The sequence below is a fragment of the Serratia oryzae genome, assembly GCF_001976145.1.
GTDB classification, from domain to species: domain Bacteria; phylum Pseudomonadota; class Gammaproteobacteria; order Enterobacterales; family Enterobacteriaceae; genus Chania; species Chania oryzae.
In genome coordinates this window covers 189,753-211,443 of sequence record NZ_MOXD01000003.1, presented here as the reverse complement: position 1 = coordinate 211,443, position 21,691 = coordinate 189,753, and the positions used below count along the sequence as shown (strand labels likewise).

Below are 21,691 nucleotides of genomic sequence, written 5' to 3'. Positions count from 1 at the left end.
CGCACACAATATTATCAACCACCACAAAGCGATGAGTCGTAACCTACAGAACAATTTTTTACTCGCCGCTTAAATAAAAGCAATGTCACTTTTGCTGATTCTCGCTCTGTTAGCATAACAGAGCCCTAATTAAATGTTATTAGCATTTCCGTCGATGCATCTACAGGACCCGTCGGTAAACTATCGCCTCCAGAACATAGCCGCCAAGTTATCTGTTTATTGATTACCACAGATGTTTCAGTATTTGAGATCTCCCCTAGCTTATAGGGGGTGTTATCCAATCTCAGTCCTTGTGAAAGCGCACAGTCACCACTGCCTGTAATACTGGAACTGATTTCTCCAGTAATATATCCCCCGCCTTGCTTGAGGCTGAGTTGGCTAGGGTTGGCATTATAAAGCCCGCTTGTGGCTCTAAATTGCACATTGATATCAGCACTGATCAGGTCACTGTTTTGATTGCAGTTAACATTTATAGGATTGGTTACAATCGCTAGTTCTTGCGAGGGCAATACACTTCGGCTTACCGTGCCGAAATTTATATTGACTGGTGTATTGACCGTGCATTTTAGTGTCGAAACCCGCAATGAAATATTACTGGGAAGTATTCTGGTAGATAGGCTATTCGCTGGATAGCCAGAGTGAGAAGTAAGGTACATTGGAGGTATATCATAAGTGCCTGTAGCTTGTGAACCGTCCGCTACCAATACCCAACTTCCTGATAAATCTACAATTCTTGAGGATCCAAAACCATAGAATAAGTAATCTCCCGACATACTCGGAGGTAGACACCAGGCTGAGCCTGGTATTGACTGTACTTGCGTATTTGTCGGGGACACTGTTCCAACTGTTTCAGGTAGCCCGATTGTTGCAGATAAATGCCTTGGGCCGCTAGGTGGGGGGGAGTTCTGATAAAAAGACGCGCTGCCTGAAGCTCTGGGAACTAATCCCACACCCTGGGCAATAGGAAAAGCCAGATAACCTGCAATGTTGACTAATTCACTACTCTGCATGCAGAAAATAGATTTTGTGCTTATTGATATAATCGCAGTATTGCTCATGGATTGCGAACCCCATGGTCCCGAAAGAGTCTCATTAAAATAAAACCCTTCCCATACAATCCCAGGATCTTTACCGATTGTGATGGTTTCTGCTTGAGAAGAGGTTATTAACCCAAAGCAAAAAAAAGAATTCAAAATTTTTGTATGGATACTAAGTTTATTACATAAAATCTTCATCGTAGTTACTCTCAATTAATATTTATTTTGACGTAAACCAAGTGACCACTAAAAGAATACGACTACTCCACCAACTGCATGGTGCGTTGATACCGTGATTGTATTCCAGCCCTGTGCCATGCCTAGCGCTTGGCTAGCGTATCCATTGCATCGCAGTTCACTGCCAAATTACGTATCGCCGGCTTGGCCGCCTGTGGTTTTTCACGACTAAAATCAAAACGTGCGCGGCATTGCTGGCTGAGCGCCTCTCCCCATTTCGCCGTGAGTGTTCCCTGCTCCGGTAACCCGCTCAGGTACACTTGACCAGCATCGCCCATAATCCCGGTATGGGTTTCTCCGTCCTCCCTCTCTACCCTGACGATAGTCCCAAATGGTAGAGGTTTGTCGCCATAATTCAGGGTCATCAATGCTTGCAACCCGATACGTGGCGCAAACTTGGCCATCACAACCGCCCCTTTGGTGGGGTGCACTGCCACCGTTGACTGAGTCAGATCGACATCGTCCGGTAGGGTGGAGGGATCCAGGCCAATGCTGTTGCTCTGATAATTGGCCAGGTACGGCACAACGGCATAACCCCGGCTGTCAGTTCTGACATTGCCGTTCATCACTTTTACACCAGGTGCGCCCGGGGCGCTGACCACGGCCAGAGAGTCACCTAGCATCTGACTCAAAGTAACCCCCTGCGGGTGTACCACCAAGGCACCGTTACCATTCATGTTCAGTGAACGGTAATGACTGCTGTGGCTATAGCCCATATTGGCCGCCCCTTTGCTGCCCTGATAGCCCAGGCTCACGGTACTGCTGGCATCACTGTTAGGGAGTGAAGAACGGCTTTGCCCTACATTCCATGACAGACGGTCGTCCAGCCCTGAACCGCTTAACCCCACCCGATGTTGGACTTCACCGTTGTTATTGTGACTTATCTGGTAGTTTGCATAGCTATTACTGAGCGCAGACGCAGGCCCGAACAGCCTCAGCGGAACCTGTACGTTCAGGCTGACCTGCCGGTTTTCCGGCCAGGCCGAGTCTCCCTTAATACGGCTGATGCTGTACGCCACATCATAATTCACCCCCCAGACGCTGTTGCTGTAGCCAGCAGAAAGGCTCTTGTTGATTTCATTTTTGCCCCAATAGTCATTACGCATCCCTGATAGATATAACGAGCCATACGTCCCCATCTGTTGGCTAATCCGTATCTGGAATGCTGAACGTTGGCGCAGCAGTGCCCAGGGCTCCTGACCCGGCGATAGCTGATGACCGGTCGTGTTGAAGTCAGCAAAACTGTAATAATTGCGCGTTGAGTAACGGTAGGCCGTTAAGTCAACCGAAGTACCGGTCGTTACCATGTTTTTGGCATAACGCACACGATAAGAGCTCCCGCTTTTTCGCCCTTCAGGGTTGATGCGTGCGCTGGACGCCGTGACATCCGCAGACAGGGCACCCAGCACGCCTAAGGATAGCCCCACGCCACTTACCGCAGAGAAGTAATCCCTTGATATCAGGCCTCCACCATACAAAGTCAGATTGTGCGGTAAACCATAAATCAATGTGCCTGAAACAAAGGTAGCCTGGCGTGACGTGACGGTAACACCGCCATCATAGCGGCCTGCGGTAAGCTCATACTGTGCGACATCAGGGCGAAGCATCACCGGTAGCGAAGAACTGGCAATGGTCTGTGTGCGTACGGTGCCATCCGATTCGGTAATGGTCATGGTTAAATCGCCGCCCAGCCCCGTTTGGTTCAGGTCGTTGATACGGAATGCCCCGGGGGCTACATAGGTTTGATAAATCACATTGCCATTTTGCGATACCGTGATGCGGGCATTGCTGTTGGCAATGCCGGTGAGCATCGGGGCAAAGCCACGCTGGTTCAACGGCCGCATCTGCTCATTGGAGTTCAGCCTTACCCCCCGAAAAGGAATGCTGTCAAACACATCATTACCTGTGCTGCTCTCACCGAGGGTTAACTCGGAACGCCAGGCTCGAATATCGGTCTGCAGATAGAGGTTTGAAAAGTGGGTATTGTGGTTCTGTTGACTGGCTTGGCCATTAAAACGGCTTCTGTTGTAGGTATAGACAACATTGCTGCGTAGACGCCAGTTTTGCCAGTTGATCCCCCCTCTCAGGTTGGCAAAAAGGTTGTCCTGTGTATTGCTTGAGCTATCGATCTGGCTGTCTTGCCAGTTACGCCCCCCACTCAAGGTGTAATTCAGCAGCATCGCCGGGACGCCGTTATCCCACAGTGCTGGCTCGACGGTGCCCCCCGCATTCGGTTTCATGGCAATTTGTGGAATGCTCAGATCCAGACGTAATTCCTGAAGGTTAAACTGCGCAAATGCGTCAGGGATCAGGGCTGGCAATGAATCAATCGGTTTACCTTCAGGCAGTCCTTTAAATTGAGGCAAGCCACCGGTGTTCACCCCGAGCGCATCAAGCAGCAGAGGGGTAAACTCCGGTTCAGTCTGCCCCTGGCGGTTGGGGGTAAATACAATGGAATACTCCCCTTGAGCCACCTGATTGACATGGACCGTAACCAAATACTTTCCTGGCGGAATATGGCCTGCTGTTTCAAAGTCACTCAGGTCGGTCGTCACCGGCCCACTCCCTATAGAAAGCAGGTCGGGGTCAAAATAATCTCGGCTCCACGCTGGAGCGACCAGTACCGCAAGCAACGAACTGGCCAGCGTTTTCATCATCAGCGCATCAAGAGGGTATCTCTTCATCTTTGTTTTTCCGTCAAGCGTTCATCACTGTTACAGGTCAACTTGGAATACATCACAACAAGGCTTGCTGTGTTTCAGCCGTATTCCAGCCGTCTTCATCAATCAGCGTCCATGCTACAGCCCCTTCAAGAGGGCCAGATGCCGAGTGATAGCGCTGCTCACCTTTCGGCGGGACCATAAGGCGTAACGCGGGTTTATCAAACTCCAGGCTGCCTACCTTCAAACGGGAAAATGTCAGCCAATAGGGGGTCGGGTTGACGGCAACGAGTGTGTTGCCTTCGCGACGAAACGTTAATTGCGGTGCAGCATCCTGAATGGCTTTTTCTGCCAACCCTGCAGGGCGGTAAAAGAGTTTCAGGTTACTCACTACCGTCATCACCATCTGGTCTTTCCGCCGAGGAGTTTCTTGCGCGGGCAATGCGCGCAATGAGATAAAGAAGACCGACTCCCTGTCTTGTGGCAGAGATGAAGAGGTACGACGAAGGCGCACGGTAAGGCTGGCATGGGGCTCTAAGCGTGCCAGGGGCGGTGTGATGATAAAGGGCATCTCGGGCTTACCCGACCAGTTGCTATCTACACCACCGCTCTGCATATCGACTGGGCGTACCCAAGATTGCATCAGGTAAGGATGAGCCGTGTTGTTGTCGACAGTTAAGGTTCCCTTTTCACGGGCGTTTTCCGCATAGATAACCCGCAGAACTTTAAACGAAATCCCTTCTGATGGCGGCGGGCTGTTAGCGCGGTTTGCGGATACATCTGGCAAAGGCTGTTGGGCCTGAGTGCTTGTGGATACTGTTGCCAAGCCTCCGACTAGGCATAAACATAAAATCACGCGTTTCATCAAGGTTCCTTCCGGGGAATTTCAGCCTGACACTGCGGCGAGAGCCCACCATAATCGGTGATGGTTTGCCATTGTGCCTGCACCACCGGGGTGCTACTGGCGTAATTGCGGTGCTCATAGGGGGCCAGCATGGCCCCTTCTGTTGCCAAGGGGATGTTATTGTCATCCAGAATCAAACGGCCTAACGTCATGTAATAGGGAGTGGGATTGCTGAGTTTTACCCCATGTGCCTGCGGACTAAAAACCAGTCGACAATGAGCCTCATCGACGGGTGGTTTCAACCCTTCAGGGCGATAAAACAGTTTTGTCGTAAAGCGAAATCCCATCGACAGGCTGGACTCGGCTGCGGTTTGGGGGGCTTGCTGGTTTTGCGCCGGGATGGCCGTCACCATCAGCATGAAAAGGGACTCCCTGTCCAGCGGTAGAGGTTCTCCGTTAAACAGTACGCGAACCGTTTGCTGCGTATTGCCCTTGAGGACGAAAAGAGGGGGCGTTACTAGAAAAGGAGCGGGTGTAGCGCTGTCGTTGTCACGTTGCACGCGCGTTTGGATCAGGTAATTCTGGGCGCTGGTATTTTTGATGGTCAGCGATTGGGCCAAGTTCTGCGCCAGAAAGACCATCCGTGTTTGCCCTAGGCTCACCCCTCCGGCTGTTGCCTGCATTGATAACATCATGGTCAACAGTAATCCGCCCGTCGGCAGTTTGAGACATCCTTTGCCTTTAGCTAATCGCATATAACACACACTACTCATAGACAAATTCAAATAGCACCGTTGCAGCGACTTTGCCCACCTGAAGGGATGTGCATACATTTCCACAACTTAACCCGGCATAAAAATGCAGCTGCTGCCCAGTTGGGATGGAACCGAGGGCCCCCAAAGACATGACTTGGCCATTTCTGATTTCAGACGCGCTGTAGGCCGGTGGGGTATCACTGCGATAAACCGCCACCCCAATCCCGGCCGTGCTGACATCACTTGTGCTGTTACGGAACAGCCATTTACTTTTGTCTATTCCATCCCCGGAAATTTTTATCTTTGGCATCAGCCCGGCAGCAGGCACATTGGTACAGCTGTCGACTGACAGAACAAAGGGTTTGGCCGCTAATAATGCTCCAGGGCGTAATTGAGATACCGCCACCGTTCCTAGAGACAGGATGCTTTTATCCAGACTAAGAGCGCAGGTTGCGTCCACCAGGTTGGCGGAAAATTGCAGGGGTAACGCATAACCTGAGGAGCTCGCCTGGAGGCAAAGGAACAACACTGCCCACGGGTATTTTTTAAGGGAGGATAGTGCTGTGCGCATCTGTTCCTCCATAATCGTTAATGGTCTGCCATTCCACTTTGCCCTTCATTTGAGCTGTGGGCCAGCTATGGCTACCAAACGGAACCAGCATCTTGGCAGCGGGCGTAGAGAGCGGTAGTTTTTTTCCTGCCACAGTCAGGCTGTCCAAGCTCACAAAATAGGGGGAAGGGTTGCTGACCTCCAGTCCGTGCGCGGTTGCTTTAAATTGCAGATTATTCTGCGCCTGAGTTGGCGTTACAGATAATCCCGAAGGGCGATAGAACACCTTAATAATGTTACCAACACCGAATTGAACCATACCGTTAATACTTTTCTGCGGATTAAGATCCCCTGCTTTGTTACTGGCCGGGATTGCCGTAGCATGAAAGTAAAACACCGATTCACGGTCTTTAGGCAATTCATCACGTATCAGGGCAATACGTACCTGATTGGTACTTTGGGGCTCTAAGCGAAAAAGTGGCGGGATCACCTGAAAAGGTGCCGCAATCTGCTTGTCTTGCGCCGAACTGACTACTGCTCGCACCAACCAAGGGTTATTGCTGAGGGTGTTACGTAAAGTGGTGCTGATGCTGGACTCGCCTTCAGGATAAATCAGCCTTGTGGCGTTGATACCGAAGCCATCCGCCTGAACAGGCAGAGAGCACATCGATGACAGCGCTACTGAAACAAGCGATATAATGGAACATAATCTCATGGCTGGCATACCTTTAAAGGCAGGCCGGGTTCGGCCTGCATTGGATACGTTTTGGTAATCAGTTATAGGCAAAGCTGAACAGTACAGGAGCATTGACGCTACCAATAGCTGCTGGTGTTGAAGAGGCTGCCAAAGACGCTTGCAGGACGATTTGCTGCCCGTCAAAATCGTTCAGAGCCGGAGTGGTTGCGAGTGTTTCCAGGATGCTGTCACCGGTAGCGATGTAGCTTGCTGGAGCCGTTACCGGGCTTATCATCACGCCCACGTTCGAACTGCTGCCAGTCGCCCCCTGGAAAATAGTGTTGTGGCCTGCCAGAGTTTGACCACCCACGACAAGGCTGGCTTTCTCACCTGTGGCTGGTGTACCGGCACAATTGCTTAGGCTCACGGAGAACTGCTTCGTGCTACCCGCAACAGGTGTGCTGGCAGCAGTAAAGCTGGCTGGTGCCCAGTTGCCTAAATCCAGCGTTGTTTTCGACAAATTGACATCACAGGTGACTTTTACCACGTTACCCGTAATGGTGATTTCGGCGTTATTAGCTGCCTGAGCAGTACCTACAACGGCAAATAGAGATACGGTCAAAGCGAGAAGCGACTTACGCATGATTTATTCCTTTTATACAAAGATTGAATACGCCTTTTCAGACTGGTTAACGTTTTAGAATGGTGAATATCGAGGTTTAAGAATCATCTTATTCGATGTTGTGCTTTGGTGATGAAACATCTTACTTGTGCGTGATAACTGCAATCACTGGTAAGATTATTCAAATTTCGCACATCGAAAAACAGCGATTTCTTTCCCTGAATGTTCGAGGTGATTATTGATTCTAGTGTTTTTTTTTAAAAGATATTTTTAATTTATTTCTTGTTTTTGCAATAAAAATCTTTATATTTGTCTTTTGTTTATTCATCGTGGGCTTAAAGATCGAATAAATGGTGCTTTTTGGATAATTAGTCTAAAAATAGGATTTTTTTAACGAAAAAGATCGGAAAAAGACGCTTTAAAGATTTTTTGTTTTGGTTTGGCGTGATGAGATAATCAAGGAATGAGGGTTTAAAGCATATGGGAACGCTGTTTAAGTCAAAATGATGAAGGGATGAGATGAAATTATGGTCAATGAAATGCAAGGAAAAGTGAAAAATCTCACTAAGGTTAATTAACAATATTTGTACGAGTTATGCACTTATGTGCAATGTTATGATTTCATAATTTTAATTTGAAAATTCTTATTTTTGATGGAATTAAAAATATGCACTTATGCCTATTGCTTGCGCCTTAGGTTATTAAGGCGAAAAATTTCTGATGACAAGCGGTGCTGAGTTTTATTTTGTGCAAGGTTGGTGGGTAAAGTTTCATAGTCCTTATATATTTCTTTGAGCGATTAATAACTGATAATAGAGGTATGTCGCTTGAGCAATAATGCAAAAATCAGATAAGGCTATTAGTTATCACCACCAAGTGGCCATATTATCTCTGAAACTTGCATATAATATATGAGTTAATTAACAACTATGATATTGCCTGTCATTATTTCCTTGCGAGATGCTGAACTATTTTTTTACAGAGATGCGACATATTGTGGTGTATTGCCTTTATCAACGGGGTGTATTCGCCATTTTTGTGCCTCTTGCCAGCATCTACGTATCACAACTTGTTGCAAGATAGGGTGAACGACAAGGGCATAACGCTATAGGGGGAAATTGAGTGGAAGACTGAGATGAAGCGTTCTCGTTTATTCGAGCTAGCTAGGAGCTGAGGGTGCTGCTGATCGCGCAATTATGTGCGATCTTTGAGCTTAGCGTTAAGTGACAGGGCGGCAAGATAATGGCATATGGTGCCTCAAGGAGACCGAACTGAACAGATTCCCAAGTAGGCCTCCGATGACGTGGATGTCAATGAGACTATATGGAACAGGTGATAACCATTGTTTATGGCTAACCCATTGAAACCAAAACGCCACGGACTCAACAAGAGGTCCATGGCGCTAGATTTGGCTCCTCTGACTGGACTCGAACCAGTGACATACGGATTAACAGTCCGCCGTTCTACCGACTGAACTACAGAGGAATCGTGTGAACGGGGCGAATGATAGCGATGCCCATAGGCCTTGTAAAGCATGAAAATGCGTAAATATTTCGTTTGCTGATGTAATGAGCAAATCGTCTTGTTTTATAGCATGTTAGCCTCATACCGTGCTCTGATTTTATTTGCGCAAGCCTGTAGATTTCTGCCGTTCATACATAAAAGGTGGGGAATAGCGGGAAGTGTTGGCAGCAGGACGCAAGAGAATTACGTCAGTAGGAGGTGAATCCTTACTTTAGATGATTTCAGAATTTTGCGTGGGATTAATCTTGGTTTTTTTCGCGTTTATCATTAGCTGCATGAAAATAAGATAAATATAATCAATTCGTTGGCGAAGTTGACTCTCTTTTTATCACACATGACATTCATAGGCTCCTTGATTAGGCTGAATTTTATCATATGTAATGCCCCAGTTTTTCTGGAATAAACCACTATTAATAGGGCTGGAGGTGAAATAAATAGCTGCCTATGGTCTACTTTGGCTGCTGTCTTAGGGCGATCTGTTTTACAACGTTCAGGAATACTTGAAACGTTAGCTTTGGGTTTTAAATACCCATTTACTGTCAAGAGAAGGTGCAGACTTTTATACGTTATTTCAGAGGGTAACTCCCCCCGGATAGTTGCTGGATATCAAAAATATCAGTATTATTTCGCTCTTCTAACCGTTGTATGCTGTTAAATCGATGTTTGGGTGATTTTTTGTTGTTACGTCGGGTAACCATTGGCAGCATCTGCCAAAATTGGATGATTCATCCTGTGGGTCAATGAGCTGTAACAAGCAGAGTGGAAGTACGCCCTAATACTGAGTGATAAGCATTCCTAGTATCATTCTGGGGAGTGTATCCTAAAGTGTGATCGCCACTAAATGTCTTCTCCATCGGTGCGTCGGTGCTGTAAAATTTATAGCATATTCATCTGGTCATATCCGTTAGTGTCTGCTTCGGCATACAGATAACGGAATTTTTGAAAGGAATGTTTGATGATAAGCAGCCAAAAGAGCCTCTGTTTAGGTGTGTTGTTTTGTAGCGGCCTGTTGTTGGCCGGGTGCCAGAATAATCAGGCAAAAAAAACGGTGCCGCAGAGCCAATCGCCGTCGACCACCGTGCAGGCTCCACCGCGGCAGATTAGCGTGTCACCACCGCCAACACCATCTGAAGCCAAAACAAACAAGATTAGCTTGTGTCAAAGTGAACTGGTTTCACTGAAGCAGGTGAGCCCAAGAACTTATGCTGTCAAGAAAGCTCAGTTTGATCGTTTGGTGAGCAATGCCTCCGTCTATAGTGCAGTGCGAAGTGATGTGAACGCAGCAACTAAAGATACCCTTGATGCTTTGTATAAATTTAAGACCAACCAGCTTTGTGCTGATATTGAATACGACGTCCTGCAGGGCTTGATCCACCGAGGAGAAAGCGTGAAATGATAAAGCGCAGGATCTATTGCAGTGCCTTACTAACTCTGGCATTACCGCTGGGGATAGTGCAGGCAGAAGAAGCTGGCGCTTCTGAGGCCAACACGCTGAGCTCACTGGATACTATTACACGCCAGGTAGATGAAGCACCGGCACTGCTGTTTCTGACGCCTTCGCAGATTGAGAAAGCAGAACCTGCGAGAACGAGAGAAAAAGACACCAGCAAACCTAATGTGTTGACAAAGCTGGCGGGTGACAATGCCAGCGGGCGAATTCGTGAAATGAAGGCACTGCAGGCGACCATTAACCAGTTAAGGGCTAAAGTCAGTGGGCAGGAGGCCGCCCTAGAGCATTTGCGCAATGCGCAATCTCAGCAGCAGGCTTCTGTGGCAGAACTTGCACAACTGAAACAGGCGATAAAGCAGAGTCAACTGGAAAATACTCAACTACAGCAGCAACTCGCGGCGCAAACCAAAGATAGTGAACAAAAATCACAACAAATAAAGCAACTGCAACAAAATCAGCAGACGATTGCTAAGTTGCAGGAGCAATTGGCTCTACAAATTAAAGAGAATGAACAAAAAAACCAACAGGTTAAACAACTGCAACAGGGCCAACAGTCGTTGACTAAATTGCAGGAGCAATTGCGGGCACAGACCAAAGATAGCGAGCAGAAGGCACAACAGCTAAAACAGTTACAGCAAGCGTTACAAGAAAAACAGCAGACTACTGCCAAGCTGCAAGAACAGTTAATGGCGCAAAATAAAGATAACGAGCAGAAAACTCAGCAGGTGAAGCAACTGCAGCAAAACCAGCAGGAGCTGGCCAAATTGCAAGAACAACTGGTGGCGCAATCCAAAGACAGCGAACAGAAAGCGCAACAGTTAAAGCAGTTGCAGCAAACGTTGTTGGAAAAACAGCAGGCCAGCACGAAACTGCAAGAGCAGTTGGCAACGCAGACCAAAGATAACGAGCAGAAAACCCAGCAGATGAAGCAGTTGCAGCAAAATCAGCAATCATTGGCTAAGCTGCAAGAGCAACTCAAGGCACAATCCAAAGACAGCGAACAGAAAGCGCTACAGATTAAACAATTGCAACAAGGATTAAAGGAAAGCCAACAGGCTAGTAGCAAGCTGCAGGAAACCCTGGTTGCGAAGGCTAAAGAGAGTGAGCAGAAAAATCAGCAAGCTTTAGCTAAGTTGCAAGAACAACTCATCGCACAAACCAAAGACAGCGAGCAGAAGTCACAGCAACTGAAGCAGTTGCAGCAAACCCTGCAGGAAAATCAGCAGGCCAGCGCTAAGTTGCAGGAGCAGCTTGCGGCGCAGACCAAGGATAATGAGCAGAAAACCCGGCAGGTGCAGCAACTGCAACAGGGGCAACAGGAAGTGGCCAAGTTGCAGGAGCAGTTGGCGACGCAAACCAAAGACAGCGAGCAGAAGGCACAGCAACTGAAGCAGTTGCAGCAAACCCTGCAGGAAAATCAGCAGGCCAGCGCTAAGTTGCAGGAGCAGCTTGCGGCGCAGACCAAGGATAACGAGCAGAAAACCCAGCAGGTGAAGCAACTGCAACAGGGGCAACAGGAAGTGGCCAAGTTGCAGGAGCAGTTGGCGGCGCAAACCAAAGATAGCGAGCAGAAAGCACAGCAACTGAAGCAGTTGCAGCAAACCCTGCAGGAAAATCAGCAGGCCAGCGCTAAGTTGCAGGAGCAGCTTGCGGCGCAGACCAAGGATAATGAGCAGAAAACCCAGCAGGTGAAGCAACTGCAACAGGGGCAACAGGAAGTGGCCAAGTTGCAGGAGCAGTTGGCGACGCAAACCAAAGACAGCGAGCAGAAGGCACAGCAACTGAAGCAGTTGCAGCAAACCCTGCAGGAAAATCAGCAGGCCAGCGCTAAGTTGCAGGAGCAGCTTGCGGCGCAGACCAAGGATAATGAGCAGAAAACCCAGCAGGTGAAGCAACTGCAACAGGGGCAACAGGAAGTGGCCAAGTTGCAGGAGCAGTTGGCGACGCAAACCAAAGACAGCGAGCAGAAGGCACAGCAACTGAAGCAGTTGCAGCAAACCCTGCAGGAAAATCAGCAGGCCAGCGCTAAGTTGCAGGAGCAGCTTGCGGCGCAGACCAAGGATAACGAGCAGAAAACCCGGCAGGTGCAGCAACTGCAACAGGGGCAACAGGAAGTGGCCAAGTTGCAGGAGCAGTTGGCGGCGCAAACCAAAGATAGCGAGCAGAAAGCACAGCAACTGAAGCAGTTGCAGCAAACCCTGCAGGAAAATCAGCAGGCCAGCGCTAAGTTGCAGGAGCAAGTGGCTGCACAAACCAAAGACAGCGAGCAGAAAGCGCAGCAACTGGCACAACAGCAGCAAACGTTGCAGGAAAACCAGCAGGCGAGTGCGAAGCTGCAAGAGCAACTGGCGGCACAGGCCAAAGACAGTGAGCAGCAAGCGCAAGAGCTTAAACAATTGCAGCAAGCGTTGGCAGAGGCTAAGAAAACACCATCTGAAAACATTGCTACTGCTGTGTCGGAGCCTAAAACCGATCGGGAAAAACGCGATTATGCTATCGGTACTTCATTGGGTAGCGACATCGTAAGCTTGCTGGAGAGCAAAAAATCGCAGGGTGTTGATGTTAATCGGCAACTGGCGTTGGCGGGTGTTGCTGATGCGCTCAATGGCCAGATTAAAATGAATAAAGAACAAATTGCTAAAGCGCTGTATGAAAGTGAATTGGAGCTTAACAACCAGCATAAGCAAGTGAAAGCGAAGAACGAGCAGGCGGGCAAAAAGTATATTGAAAAATTCAAGAAGCAGCCACGTGTCGTTCAATCACCGCAGGGCTTCTACTACCGGGTAGACTATAAGGGTGATGGTAATATCAGTGATGCAGACACGGTTGCCGTTGTGGTGAAAGAAAGCCTGACCGATGGCAAGGTGATTAAAGATATGGACTTGGCGGGCACCTCTATTTCGCAGCCTTTGAGTGCTTATCCACCGCTGTTCCGTGAGGCTATCAGTAAGCTGAAAAACCATGGCAGCATGACGCTGGTAGTGCCACCTGAGCTTGCCTATGGTGATAAAGGAATGGCACCGGATATCCCACCAGGGGCCACCATGGTCTACACCGTGCGGATCCTGGATGTTATGCCAGCCAGTAGCGCTACTGCCTCTCACTGAGTCTCGTTAGTGAAAGAAAAACCCCGCATAGAGACATGCGGGGTTTTTCTTTTCGTACTTATCTATCGGCAGTACAGCGCTTCTAGCGCCTACTACATAGTTATGTAGCAGTTAACGGAAGGGGGGTTCGTTAAAGGTTCGCAGCTTACGTGAATGTAAATGTTCGCCTTCGGCGCGTAGCAGATCGATCGCACAGATCCCGATTTGTAAGTGTTCAGATATTGCCCCTTCATAGAAGCGGTTTGCTTGACCAGGCAGTTTGATCTCACCATGTAACGGCTTATCAGAAACGCACAGCAGGGTGCCGTAAGGCACCCTGAAGCGATAACCTTGAGCGGCGATGGTAGCACTTTCCATATCCACTGCCACAGCCCGGCTCAGGTTAAAGCGCAGCGCTGAGGCTGAGTAGCGTAATTCCCAGTTCCTATCGTCCGTAGTGACCACCGTGCCCGTGCGCAAACGCTGTTTTACCGCTTCCCCATGCATACCGCTGACCGTTTTGGTGGCGTCATAAAGTGCACGTTGCACTTCTGCGATACTTGGGATAGGGATATCTGGGGGTAATACCGAGTCGAGGACGTGATCATCACGCAGATAAGCGTGAGCCAGAACGTAGTCACCGATCGACTGGCTTTCACGCAAACCACCACAGTGGCCAATCATTAGCCAGGCATGTGGGCGTAATACGGCCAGATGATCGCAGATCGTCTTGGCGTTAGAGGGGCCAACGCCGATATTGACCAATGTGATCCCTTGCCCATCGCGCGCAATCAGATGGTAGGCTGGCATCTGGTGGTTCTTCCAGGCAAGATCTGAAACTGTCTGTTCTGGGTTCGGTGTTTGTGCGGTGACATAGTGGCCACCCGCACAAGAGAGCGCCACATAAGGGCTGGTTGGATTGCTAATCTGCTGGCATGCCCAGCGAATGAACTCATCCACGTAGCGCGTGTAGTTAGTAAACAGGACGAAAGGCTGAAAATACTCTACAGGCGTGCCGGTATAATGCCGCAGGCGAGCCAGAGAAAAATCGGTGCGCAGTGCGTCAAAGTGCGAAAGCGGAAACTGGTTGATAAAAGGGAACAGGCCATCAGCGGTTTCATCGCCGATTTGTGCCAATTCGGTGGTTGGGAAATGTTTGGTTAGCCCTGTACTCATTGAGCGATCCAGCGTTAAGTCGGAACCATCTATCACATAAGGGAAGGGGATCTCTTGTTTGGAAGCAACCACTTCAATGACGGCCGCATATTCACTTTCCAGCAAGGCCAATTGTTCAGATAAATAATGACGGAATAACTGTGGCCGGGTGATGGTCGTGGTGTAGTCACCGGGGCGAGTAAATCGGCCATAGGCGCGTGCTCTGGGGCTATTGGAAGGTTCGCCATCCCAATGTACGCGTAATTCAGGGTAAGAAAACAATCCCTCTGTACGGGCTTGTTCGTCTGGCAGAGTGCCATGAGTAATGAAGTCTTTGATAGCCCCTCGTAATGCGCAAACTGATGCATCATACATGGCCTCAAGTTTATCGAGAGCCTGGGTAGCGGTTAGAGCAGTGTTTGGGGTGTTATTCATCATTTTTCCTTGGTTCTAGCGATACTTAAGCATAGCGTAATGCAGGAGTTGAATGCATGCCACTATCTTCGATAAGAGGAATGGGTGTTCGAAATTTCGCCAAATAAACGTTCGAAACACAGAAAATAAGAATAGAAAGACTGGCAATAACTGAGGGGAAATTATAACCCGATGGGCATGGATGTTTTAGGCGTATTAATGAATGACGCTAACGATGAGTATGCTAAAGCCCATATTGGGTTCTTATGGCAAGATGGTTAAATTTGTTTTTATTATGCTTTTTAATATCAAATTCATTTTGTGAATGGTTGTTGCTTTTATTTTGCGCTATGTGTGCCTGATTTTTTGATGCAAGTCACTTTTGGCAAAAATAGATGAAAATGAGCATTTAAATAATTCAATAAGTAAGAGTGTAAAACCTGATTAATTAGAACGTTATGCAATGTATGTTTGTTGGTTTTTTGTTGGACTATTCTCAAATAATAAATCGTATTTTTAGTAAATGAAATTTACGGGTCTTAATATCCGGTGGGAAAATTAATATTGACATAATAATCTCCTTAAGATTATCTTATGTTTTGCAATAGCTTAAATGAGCTATGATTTTTCGTTACATCATAAATAAATCTTATGTGTTCATGCCCATTCATTGTAAAATGAGCGGGTGCCTACGTTGCCTATGTATCGCAACATCTGTTTGACGTTTTTGTCTGGCAAGGATTGCCGTTGTGCTTTCACACCTCAGCAGGCAGTCCTTACTTAAATCGCTCAGTGAATAAGGACTGTTATGGCCTCCTCCAGCTACCAAAATGAGATACCGCGCGCGCGCGTAAACATTAAACTCGACCTCCATACCGGCGGTGCGCAGAAAAAAGTTGAACTCCCACTCAAGCTAATGGTGATGGGCGATTACAGCAACGGGCAAGAGCATCGGGCGTTGTCTGAGCGTGAGAAAGTCTCTGTCAATAAAAATAACTTCGATAGCGTGCTGGCGGAGTTCAGCCCTTCCGTCAGGTTGGTGGTAGAAAACACCTTGGCAGGGGATAAAAGCGAAGAAAATATCGCCCTGACGTTCAAGGAAATGAAAGATTTTGAACCAGAGCAGGTAGCCCGTAACATACCGCAACTGCGAGCCCTTCTTTCTATGCGTAATCTGCTGCGCGATCTCAAATCCAATCTCCTGGATAACGTGACCTTCCGTAAAGAGCTGGAAGCCATTCTTAAAGACGAATCGTTAAGCGCAGATTTGCGCGCTGAACTGGCCGCGCTTGCCCCGAAAGAAGCGTAAACCCTGAGCTGGATTAACACGAGAGTATGCTGATGTCTGTAAATACTGAAAACACCAAGGAAAGCCAGACCACCGTGCTGGAACGTCCACAAGAGGGCAGTGTTTATGCTTCCCTGTTTGAAAAAATCAATCTGACGCCGGTATCTGCGCTGGGCGATCTGGATGCTTATCAAGACAATACTGCCTTGTCCGAAACCACCGCCGATGAGCGTGTCACCGCAGCGGTTCAGGTTTTTCTGGAGCGTCTGAAGCAGTCTGGGCAAAAAGTGGAGCGTCTGGATAAGACCTTGCTGGATCATCATATTGCCGAACTGGATCAAATGATCAGCCGTCAGTTGGACGTAGTCATGCATCACCCGGAATTCCAGAAAGTGGAATCTGCATGGCGCGGCCTGAAGCAACTGGTCGATGGTACGGACTTCCGTCAGAACGTGAAAATTGAAGTACTGGATATCTCTAAAGAAGACCTGCGCCAGGATTTCGAAGACTCACCAGAGATCATTCAGAGCGGAATGTATCGCCATGCCTACATTCAGGAATACGACACCCCAGGCGGCGAGCCAATCGGTGCGGTGATTTCCAACTATGAGTTCGACGCAGGCCCGCAGGATATTGCTCTGCTGCGTAACATTTCTAAAGTTTCTGCTTCTGCGCATATGCCGTTTATCGGAGCGGTTGGCCCGGCGTTCTTCGGTAAATCCAGCATGGAAGAAGTGGCTGCTATCAAAGATATTGGCAACTACTTTGATCGTGCCGAGTACATCAAGTGGAAATCCTTCCGTGACACCGACGACGCCCGTTATATCGGCCTGACCATGCCGCGAGTGTTGGGCCGCTTGCCGTATGGCCCGGATACCGTGCCGGTGCGTAGCTTCAACTATGTGGAAGAAGTGAAAGGCCCGGATCATGAAAAATATCTGTGGACCAATGCATCGTTCGCTTTTGCCGCCAACATGGTGAAGAGCTTTATCAAGAACGGCTGGTGTGTACAGATCCGTGGGCCACAGGCTGGTGGTGCCGTGACCGATCTGCCTATCCACCTGTATGATCTGGGTACCGGCAATCAGGTGAAGATCCCATCAGAAGTGATGATCCCGGAAACGCGCGAGTTTGAATTCGCCAACCTGGGCTTCATTCCTCTGTCGTACTACAAAAACCGTGATTACGCCTGCTTCTTCTCTGCCAACTCGGCACAGAAACCGGCGCTGTATGACACCGCGGATGCCACTGCCAACAGCCGCATCAACTCGCGCCTGCCATATATCTTCCTGTTGTCGCGCATTGCTCACTACCTGAAACTGATTCAGCGTGAAAACATCGGTACGACAAAAGATCGTCGTCTGCTGGAGCTGGAGCTGAACAACTGGGTGCGTGGGTTGGTGACCGAGATGACCGATCCAGGCGACGATCTGCAGGCTTCCCACCCGCTGCGCGATGCCAAGGTTGAAGTTGAAGACATCGAAGACAACCCGGGTTTCTTCCGCGTGAAACTGTATGCTGTGCCGCACTTCCAGGTAGAAGGGATGGATGTCAATCTGTCGCTGGTTTCCCAGATGCCAAAAGCGAAAGCCTAAGCAGGCATACGGGAGCAGCAGGTTATGAAAATCTTACGTCCGTTGTGGACGGAGGGGGCGTTTTTGTCCCCTCAACAATTTCAGCAGCAGGCGCGTTGGGAAAGTTATGTTAATGACTGCATCGCGCACCTGTCGCTGAATCATCCCTGGGGGGTGTTGTGTGCTGAGTTTGATCAAGACGCATTGCGTCTTAATCGGCTGAAAGCACAGCACCTCCGGTTGCGTTTGCCGGACGGGAGTTTGGTTGACACTGATGTAACGGATAACCTGCCACCAGCAATTGATTTGGCTTCAGCACTGACAGAATCTCAACGGAGCGTTGAGGTTCTGTTAGCGCTGCCGTTGTTGCATGCCAACGGCGGCAACTGCCTGATGATGGAAGAACAGGCCGAACGCCCGATACGCTATCGCCAGGAATGGGGGAGCGCTCAGGATCTGTTTGGTAATGAGGCAGAATCCATTGCGGTTGAACGCCTGGCATTAACCCTGCGTTTTGCTTCAGAAGAGAATGGTGATTACCTAGCCTGCCCGGTGGCGAGACTGGTGCGGGATGGGCAAGGCCTTTGGGCGGTTGATTCGCAATTTGTGCCGCCGCTGTTGAGTTTTAAAGCCCATAGCGGGTTATTGGATCGGTTGGACAGCCTGTTGGCCCAGCTTCGGGCGAAACGTACTCGCCTGATGGGCATGCGCCGTGAAAGCAATCAACGTATGGCAGATTTTGCCGTGGCCGATGTGTCACTGTTTTGGTTGCTCAATGCGCTGAATACCTATGAACCGGTCTTGAACGACTTCCTGGCTCACCCGGCTCTGCACCCAGAGATTATTTATCGTGAATTGGTGAAGTTGGCCGGTGCGTTACTGACCTTCTCACTGGAACATGATCTGGAAGCGATCCCTGCCTATCAGCATGAAAATCTGACCGGCGTCTTTCCTCCGTTATTCGAGCTTATCAGCACATTGCTGGAAGCCAGCCTGCCTTCGCGAGTGATCGCGATTGAGCTGGAAAAAGTGCGTGAGAATCAGTGGAAAGCTTCACTCAACGACGTTCGCCTGCGAGACGAGGCGGATTTCTATCTGTCCGCACGTTCCAGCTTACCAGGGCATCTGTTGCAACGTCAGTTCCCCTTGTTGTGTAAAGTCGGAACGCCAGACGATGTGAACAACATCGTAAATATTGCCCTCAACGGCGTGCCGCTGATTCCACTTGGTCATGTTCCTGCCGCTATTCCTTTGCGGTTGGAAAATCAATATTTCGCCTTTGATCTGACGCATCCCGCAGCAAAAAGCATGTTGGAGGCGGGGGGCTGTGCGTTCTATGTGCCGGGTACGTTGCCAGATGTGCAACTTGAACTTTTCGCGGTGCTACGTTCATGAAACCAATCAAAGAACTTTCTATCGACAGTTTGCTGTATGACACCTGGTTGATCGTGGTCGAGCTGCGCCGAGGTGTGCCAGCTCAGCAGGGGGCGGCGCTTTACCAGCGCTGTCTGCAGCAGGTGAGCAACACCCAAAGCCGGCTCACTGAGGCGGGCTACAGCGCCGAAAGTATTGAACACATTACTTATGCCCAATGTGCGTTGCTGGATGAAACCGTCCTGGGGCGCAGAAAGCAGGATGAGGGTTATGACACCTGGATCCAGACGCCATTGCAAACCCATTTTTTCAACACGTTGCAGGCCGGTGAACTCTTGTATGAGCGTATGCGCCAAGTGTTACATGAGCCCGCGTCGGATCCTGCCGTTCTGACCTGCTTTTACCGGGTATTGCGCCTAGGGTTTGAGGGCGTCTATCACGGCCAGACGCAGCAGCAACCGCGAGAGCAATTGATGAAAATCTTGAGTGAGCGGGTCACCGCCTACAATATTGCCCTGCAACCCCCTTTGCTGATGGAGGCGAGGCCACGTCGGCAACACCGTTTATTCCAATCGGCTTTTTTCTGGCTTTGCCTGACGTTATTCGTGCTGGCCGGCGGCTGGTGGATGCTGCATCTGCAATTGCAGAGCTTACTGACGGCCTTGTTATCAGGGGGCGTTGAGTGAGCGTGATGCTAAGGCGGTTGTTATGGCTTTGGGGCGGCATATTGGCACTCGTTCTGTGTCTGGGCTATTTCCCTCTGACGCCATGGGGCCAATTCATCGGTGCCGCGGTGATTGTTGTTATTACTCTCGGTGCGTGGATATGGGGGGGGCGTTCGCATGTTTCCGCACAGGTTGAATCGGATATAAATGCTACCTGGCAAAACGATCTGCCGGCAGAAGGCTACCGTCAGCCCGTTGTCTTGGTGTGTGGCGATGGGGTGGAGCAGATGTTTGCTGGTGTGGCGGTGCGTGAAACACCTGAAGGTTGCTATCTGGCCGTCGCCGATCTTTCAACGCTGTCTGCCGCTGTGGCGGCATTGCTCAATTTGCGGCCTGAGTGGGTAACACAGCTCAGCACGCTGTTGCTGGTTAATCCATCACAGCATGATGACTTGGCGGTATTGGCTAATCGGGTCCAGATCTTTCGCCACCAGCTATCCCGTATGTGCCGCGTGACGGGGACGGATATCCCTGCGCTGCTGTGCAGCTATTTACCCCAGAGTGTGCCATCGGATATGACAACCGATCGGGTTGAATGGTTTGAATTCAAAGCTGGCCAACCGTCAGCCACGGTGTGGCACAACGGGCATTCGGCACAACCTCTGGCGCAGTGGGTGGCGCAAGGGGACAGCATTGAGCAAACGCAGAGGCTATATCGTGCTATTGAAGTTGAGAGTTGGGCCCAGTGGATGGCGCAAAAGATCTTGCCGCAGTGCTTAACGCGTGAACAATCTATGCCGATTTGCTCACCTTTGGCGCTGGCATTGACCTTTTCTCCGGCGGTGCCTGAATTACCCTCTGCCCACCTTTGGCAACAGTGGCTGAAGGAAAAAACCACGCTGAATCGCGAGAAAAGCTGCAGCGAGAATGATGAAAGCGCTACATTGCCTTTCCCCGATCCGCTGTTGCGTCTTCTGCCACAACAATCCGGTTTCACTCCGCGGCGGCGTGCGGTGGTTTATGCCATCGGTGCTTTCATGCTTGCCGGGTGCGTGGCGCTGAACGTTTCCGCCTGGCAGAATCGCGCGCTGTCACGCCAGATAACGGATGACTTGCAACGCTATCAGGCGATCCCGCAGGCGGATGTTCACGCCAAAGCTGGGGCGGTGAAGGTATTAAGGGCTGATGCGGCGCAACTCAATGATTATTACCGTCGGGGCGTGCCTCTAAATTTAGGCTTGGGTCTATACCCAGGTGAGCGCCTGCGGCAGCCGGTCCTGGCGGCCATCAGGGGCTATGTGCCGCCGGTGGAAGAAGCGAAAATTGAGGCACCAGAGCAACCCTCGCAGGTAACGCCACAAACCGTGCTGCTGGATAGCCTGTCGTTATTTGATACCGGTAAATATCAGCTTAAAAGCGGTTCCACCAAAGTGCTGGTGGAGGCATTAATCAACATTAAGGCCAAGCCCGGCTGGTTGATTGTGGTGGCTGGGCACACCGATATCACCGGGGATGCCAGGGCAAACCAGGAGCTGTCGCTCAAACGTGCGGAAGCGGTACGTGATTGGATGCTGCAGACCAGCGATGTTTCACCCACCTGTTTTGCCGTACAGGGCTATGGTGCCACGCGGCCGATTGCGGCCAACGATACTGAGCAAGGGCGGGCAGCAAACCGAAGAGTAGAAATTAGTCTGGTGCCTCAGGCCAATGCCTGTCAGGTCCCGGGCAATGTAACGCCGCCGGAACACGTGGGCGGTTTTGACAATCAAGGAGAGTAAAC

General features: G+C 49.7%; 15 protein-coding genes and 1 tRNA gene. 7 read left to right on the top strand and 9 right to left on the bottom strand.

The window, feature by feature from the left end:
* Nucleotides 1–125 precede the first annotated feature (125 nt).
* The 8 genes from BMI79_RS06950 to BMI79_RS06915 all read right to left on the bottom strand — a co-directional run bounded on the left by BMI79_RS06950 (nucleotide 126) and on the right by BMI79_RS06915 (nucleotide 8,866).
* Nucleotides 126–1,235 carry a hypothetical protein gene (locus tag BMI79_RS06950; protein ID WP_244157315.1) on the bottom strand — a complete coding sequence of 370 codons (1,110 nt, stop codon included), beginning with the start codon at nucleotides 1,233–1,235 and terminating at the stop codon, nucleotides 126–128.
* A 122-nt stretch (nucleotides 1,236–1,357) separates the two neighbouring features.
* Nucleotides 1,358–3,958 carry a fimbria/pilus outer membrane usher protein gene (locus BMI79_RS06945; RefSeq protein ID WP_083704390.1) on the bottom strand — a complete coding sequence of 867 codons (2,601 nt, stop codon included), beginning with the start codon at nucleotides 3,956–3,958 and terminating at the stop codon, nucleotides 1,358–1,360.
* 52 nt (nucleotides 3,959–4,010) lie between these two features.
* A complete protein-coding gene (locus BMI79_RS06940) occupies nucleotides 4,011–4,799 on the bottom strand; it encodes a fimbrial biogenesis chaperone (protein WP_083704389.1) in 789 nt (262 codons plus the stop codon).
* Complete coding sequence (locus BMI79_RS06935) at nucleotides 4,799–5,533, bottom strand: fimbrial biogenesis chaperone (RefSeq protein ID WP_076941687.1); 735 nt, start codon at nucleotides 5,531–5,533, stop codon at nucleotides 4,799–4,801. The genes BMI79_RS06940 and BMI79_RS06935 overlap by 1 nt, the downstream gene beginning before the upstream one ends.
* A gap of 10 nt (nucleotides 5,534–5,543) precedes the next feature.
* The gene (locus BMI79_RS06930; protein ID WP_076941409.1) at nucleotides 5,544–6,104 is read right to left on the bottom strand and encodes a fimbrial protein; all 561 of its coding nucleotides are present in this window, start codon (nucleotides 6,102–6,104) and stop codon (nucleotides 5,544–5,546) included.
* Nucleotides 6,079–6,891: a fimbrial biogenesis chaperone gene (locus tag BMI79_RS06925; RefSeq protein WP_095996100.1), complete on the bottom strand. Its 813-nt coding sequence runs from the start codon at nucleotides 6,889–6,891 to the stop codon at nucleotides 6,079–6,081. The genes BMI79_RS06930 and BMI79_RS06925 overlap by 26 nt, the downstream gene beginning before the upstream one ends.
* The gene (locus tag BMI79_RS06920) at nucleotides 6,857–7,402 is read right to left on the bottom strand and encodes a fimbrial protein (RefSeq protein WP_076941407.1); all 546 of its coding nucleotides are present in this window, start codon (nucleotides 7,400–7,402) and stop codon (nucleotides 6,857–6,859) included. The genes BMI79_RS06925 and BMI79_RS06920 overlap by 35 nt, the downstream gene beginning before the upstream one ends.
* Nucleotides 7,403–8,790: 1,388 nt before the next feature.
* Nucleotides 8,791–8,866 (bottom strand) — tRNA-Asn (locus BMI79_RS06915).
* A 994-nt stretch (nucleotides 8,867–9,860) separates the two neighbouring features.
* Here BMI79_RS06915 and BMI79_RS06910 point away from each other — a divergent pair.
* Nucleotides 9,861–10,301 carry a hypothetical protein gene (locus BMI79_RS06910; RefSeq protein WP_076941406.1) on the top strand — a complete coding sequence of 147 codons (441 nt, stop codon included), beginning with the start codon at nucleotides 9,861–9,863 and terminating at the stop codon, nucleotides 10,299–10,301.
* Complete coding sequence (locus BMI79_RS06905; RefSeq protein WP_076941405.1) at nucleotides 10,298–13,462, top strand: FKBP-type peptidyl-prolyl cis-trans isomerase N-terminal domain-containing protein; 3,165 nt, start codon at nucleotides 10,298–10,300, stop codon at nucleotides 13,460–13,462. Before BMI79_RS06910 ends, BMI79_RS06905 begins: the two co-directional genes overlap by 4 nt.
* A gap of 111 nt (nucleotides 13,463–13,573) precedes the next feature.
* On the opposite strand, the gene BMI79_RS06900 is transcribed toward BMI79_RS06905, so the two are convergent.
* A complete protein-coding gene (locus tag BMI79_RS06900) occupies nucleotides 13,574–15,034 on the bottom strand; it encodes an AMP nucleosidase (RefSeq protein WP_076941404.1) in 1,461 nt (486 codons plus the stop codon).
* A 784-nt stretch (nucleotides 15,035–15,818) separates the two neighbouring features.
* Between BMI79_RS06900 and tssB the strand changes: the two genes are divergently transcribed.
* Genes tssB through BMI79_RS06875 form a run of 5 tightly spaced genes read left to right on the top strand, consistent with a single transcriptional unit; the run spans nucleotide 15,819 to nucleotide 21,689 of the window.
* Entirely contained in the window at nucleotides 15,819–16,319 is a 501-nt protein-coding gene (tssB, locus tag BMI79_RS06895) for a type VI secretion system contractile sheath small subunit (protein ID WP_076941403.1), read from the top strand.
* 26 nt (nucleotides 16,320–16,345) lie between these two features.
* Nucleotides 16,346–17,893: a type VI secretion system contractile sheath large subunit gene (tssC, locus tag BMI79_RS06890; RefSeq protein ID WP_197091812.1), complete on the top strand. Its 1,548-nt coding sequence runs from the start codon at nucleotides 16,346–16,348 to the stop codon at nucleotides 17,891–17,893.
* Nucleotides 17,894–17,917: 24 nt separating this feature from the next.
* On the top strand, nucleotides 17,918–19,267 hold the full coding sequence (gene tssK / locus BMI79_RS06885) for a type VI secretion system baseplate subunit TssK (protein ID WP_076941402.1): 1,350 nt from the start codon (nucleotides 17,918–17,920) through the stop codon (nucleotides 19,265–19,267).
* Nucleotides 19,264–19,932 (top strand): type VI secretion system protein TssL, short form, encoded by a 669-nt coding sequence (tssL, locus tag BMI79_RS06880; protein WP_076941401.1) that lies wholly within the window; start codon nucleotides 19,264–19,266, stop codon nucleotides 19,930–19,932. The genes tssK and tssL overlap by 4 nt, the downstream gene beginning before the upstream one ends.
* Before the next feature lie 41 nt (nucleotides 19,933–19,973).
* Nucleotides 19,974–21,689 carry an OmpA family protein gene (locus tag BMI79_RS06875; RefSeq protein WP_244157314.1) on the top strand — a complete coding sequence of 572 codons (1,716 nt, stop codon included), beginning with the start codon at nucleotides 19,974–19,976 and terminating at the stop codon, nucleotides 21,687–21,689.
* The last annotated feature ends 2 nt before the right edge of the window (nucleotides 21,690–21,691 follow it).